Origin of the sequence: Roseisolibacter sp. H3M3-2 (assembly GCF_029211165.1) — a bacterium.
GTDB lineage: Bacteria > Gemmatimonadota > Gemmatimonadetes > Gemmatimonadales > Gemmatimonadaceae > Roseisolibacter.
The window spans coordinates 1-600 of sequence record NZ_JARGEK010000784.1; the positions used below are offsets into that span (position 1 = coordinate 1).

General features: G+C 79.2%; 1 pseudogene. It reads left to right on the plus strand.

The window, feature by feature from the left end:
* Window positions 1-600 (plus strand): annotated as a pseudogene (locus tag PYV61_RS26390) (hypothetical protein); the annotation flags it as partial.

Consider the following 600-nt stretch of genomic DNA (forward strand, 5'->3'; position numbering starts at 1 on the left):
CGCGCCGCCGGCCGCCGCGGGGCACATGGCGCGCGCCGACGGGTTCCCGCGCGGCGCGCCGGCCGCCGACGGCGACGACGCCGAGGCGCTCGCGCTGCGCGGCACGGTGCGCCTCGAACGCTGGACGCGGCACCTCGAGCCCGACCCGAGGGCCGCGGCGGCGCTGCTGGCCGACGCCGAGTCGGACCTCCGGCGCGCGGTGGCGCTGGCGCCGCAGGACGCCGCGGCGTGGAGCGCGCTGGCGCGCGTGTACTACGAGAAGCCGAACCTGATCGAGGCCACGCTCGCCACGCGGCGCGCGTACGAGGCGGACGCCTACCTGGCGAACGCCGACGCGCTGCTGTGGCGGCTGTACGCGTCGTCGTACGACACCGAGAACTTCCTCGACGCGCGGCAGTGGTGCGACGAGGGGCGGCGGCGCTTCCCGCGGAACCCGGCGTTCGTGCGCTGCCAGCTGTGGCTCTTCACCAGCGCCGCGCAGGAGCCCGACGTGGCGCGCGCGTGGCGGCTGGTGGACAGCCTGCGCGCGGTCGCGCCGGCGTCGGAGTGGCCGGCGCTGGGGCGCGAGGCGCGGCTGCTGGCGGCGGCCGGCGCCGGGTA